The organism is Arthrobacter sp. zg-Y179 (assembly GCF_020907345.1).
Classification (GTDB): Bacteria; Actinomycetota; Actinomycetes; order Actinomycetales; family Micrococcaceae; genus Arthrobacter_B; species Arthrobacter_B jinronghuae.
On record NZ_JAJJOB010000016.1, the window covers coordinates 1 to 3,197 of the forward strand.

1 rRNA gene is annotated in these 3,197 nt (G+C 55.5%); it reads right to left on the reverse strand.

Annotated elements, in window-relative coordinates:
- Positions 1 to 57: 57 nt before the first annotated feature.
- Positions 58 to 3,192: ribosomal RNA gene (locus tag LOC56_RS16050) — 23S ribosomal RNA — on the reverse strand.
- Positions 3,193 to 3,197: the final 5 nt, after the last annotated feature.

A 3,197-nucleotide genomic window follows, 5' to 3' on the forward strand; every position in this document is an offset into this window, starting at 1 on the left:
ACAACACCCTTTATACTTTGACGGACCGTTTGAAGTCGTGTCCGTCCAGGTGCTGGTGTGGTGTAAGTTATCGGCCTATTAGTACCGGTCAGCTTCACGGGTCTTTAGTCCCCGCTTCCACATCCGGCCTATCAACCCAGTGGTCTGGCTGGGGGCCTCTCACACACAAGGTGTATGGAAATCTCATCTCGAAGCGGGCTTCCCGCTTAGATGCTTTCAGCGGTTATCCCATCCGAACGTAGCTAATCAGCGGTGCACTTGGCAGTACAACTGACACACCAGAGGTTCGTCCGTCCCGGTCCTCTCGTACTAAGGACAGCCCTTCTCAAATTTCCTGCGCGCGCAGCGGATAGGGACCGAACTGTCTCACGACGTTCTAAACCCAGCTCGCGTACCGCTTTAATGGGCGAACAGCCCAACCCTTGGGACCTACTCCAGCCCCAGGATGCGACGAGCCGACATCGAGGTGCCAAACCATGCCGTCGATATGGACTCTTGGGCAAGATCAGCCTGTTATCCCCGAGGTACCTTTTATCCGTTGAGCGACGGCCATTCCACAATGTACCGCCGGATCACTAGTCCCGACTTTCGTCCCTGCTCGAGATGTCTCTCTCACAGTCAAGCTCCCTTGTGCACTTACACTCGACACCTGATTGCCAACCAGGCTGAGGGAACCTTTGGGCGCCTCCGTTACTCTTTAGGAGGCAACCGCCCCAGTTAAACTACCCATCAGGCACTGTCCCTGACCCGGATTACGGGCCGAAGTTAGATATCCAGTATGACCAGAGTGGTATTTCAACGATGACTCCACCCGAACTGGCGTCCGGGTCTCACAGTCTCCCACCTATCCTACACAAGCCACACCGAACACCAATACCAAACTATAGTAAAGGTCTCGGGGTCTTTCCGTCCTGCTGCGCGTAACGAGCATCTTTACTCGTACTGCAATTTCGCCGAGTTTATGGTTGAGACAGCGGGGAAGTCGTTACTCCATTCGTGCAGGTCGGAACTTACCCGACAAGGAATTTCGCTACCTTAGGATGGTTATAGTTACCACCGCCGTTTACTGGGGCTTAAATTCCCAGCTTCGCCCGTAAGGGCTAACCGGTCCTCTTAACCTTCCAGCACCGGGCAGGAGTCAGTCCGTATACATCGTCTTGCGACTTCGCACGGACCTGTGTTTTTAGTAAACAGTCGCTTCCCCCTGGTCTCTGCGGCCCCGATCCCCTCCGGACAGCAAGTGTCCATCAAGGTTGGGGCCCCCCTTCTCCCGAAGTTACGGGGGCATTTTGCCGAGTTCCTTAACCATAATTCTCTCGATCGCCTTAGTATTCTCTACCTGATCACCTGTGTCGGTTTGGGGTACGGGCGGCTGGAACCTCGCGCCGATGCTTTTCTAGGCAGCATAGGATCACCGGATCCCCCCGTGAGGGGGTCCCGTCGGATCTCAGGTTCGTCATCAAAGACACCGTGACGGATTTACCTATCACGGACCCTACGTCCTTAGACCAGGTCTACCATCGCCTGGCCCGGCTACCTTCCTGCGTCACACCTGTTAATACGCTTACCTCCCAGGATCAGGTCCCGTGCTCGGCCAAAACCCTCACACCACAAGGGTGATCGGGCAGGCTCCGGACGGTTAGTGTCCCCTGCTTGGTATGGGCGGTTCTTCGCCGGTACGGGAATATCAACCCGTTGTCCATCGACTACGCCTGTCGGCCTCGCCTTAGGTCCCGACTTACCCAGGGCAGATTAGCTTGACCCTGGAACCCTTGATCATTCGGCGGACGGGTTTCTCACCCGTCTTTCGCTACTCATGCCTGCATTCTCACTCGTGTAGGCTCCACCACTGGTTTACACCGCAGCTTCACTGCCCACACGACGCTCCCCTACCACTCCAGACGACTGAACCACGAAGGCTTATCTATATCTGAAATCCACAACTTCGGCGGTGTACTTGAGCCCCGCTACATTGTCGGCGCGGAATCACTTGACCAGTGAGCTATTACGCACTCTTTCAAGGGTGGCTGCTTCTAAGCCAACCTCCTGGTTGTCTGGGCAACTCCACATCCTTTCCCACTTAGCACACGCTTAGGGGCCTTAGTTGGTGGTCTGGGCTGTTTCCCTCTCGACTATGAAGCTTATCCCCCACAGTCTCACTGCTGCGCTCTCACTTACCGGCATTCGGAGTTTGGCTGACGTCAGTAACCTTGTAGGGCCCATTAGCCATCCAGTAGCTCTACCTCCGGTAAGAAACACGCAACGCTGCACCTAAATGCATTTCGGGGAGAACCAGCTATCACGGAGTTTGATTGGCCTTTCACCCCTACCCACAGCTCATCCCCTCCATTTTCAACTGAAGTGGGTTCGGTCCTCCACGACGTCTTACCGTCGCTTCAACCTGGCCATGGGTAGATCACTCCGCTTCGGGTCTAGATCACGCCACTGCATCGCCCTATTCAGACTCGCTTTCGCTACGGCTTCCCCTCACGGGTTAACCTCGCGACGTAACACTAACTCGCAGGCTCATTCTTCAAAAGGCACGCTGTCACAGCAATCAGAGCTGCTCCAACGGTTTGTAGGCACACGGTTTCAGGTACTATTTCACTCCCCTCCCGGGGTACTTTTCACCTTTCCCTCACGGTACTTGTCCGCTATCGGTCATCAGGGAGTATTTAGGCTTACCAGGTGGTCCTGGCAGATTCGCACGGGATTTCTCGGGCCCCGTGCTACTTGGGATCCTCTCCAAGCGGCAGCATGCATTCCGGTTACGGGGCTAACACCCTCTACGGCCCGGCTTTCAAACCGGTTCACCTATACATCTGCACTCACTTCACCGATCCGGCAGAATCGGTACGGAAAGTCCCGCAACCCCAGTGATGCAACGCCCGCCGGCTATCACACACCACTGGTTTAGCCTCTTCCGCGTTCGCTCGCCACTACTAACGGAATCACTGTTGTTTTCTCTTCCTGTGGGTACTGAGATGTTTCACTTCCCCACGTTCCCTCCACGCACCCTATGTGTTCAGATGCGGGTCACCCGGTCACTCGCGCGCCGGGCGGGGTTTCCCCATTCGGACATCCTGGGATCAAAGTTCGGTTATCAACTCCCCCAGGCTTATCGCAGATTCCTACGTCCTTCTTCGGCTCCTGATGCCAAGGCATCCACCGTGTGCCCTTAAAAACTTGACCACAAA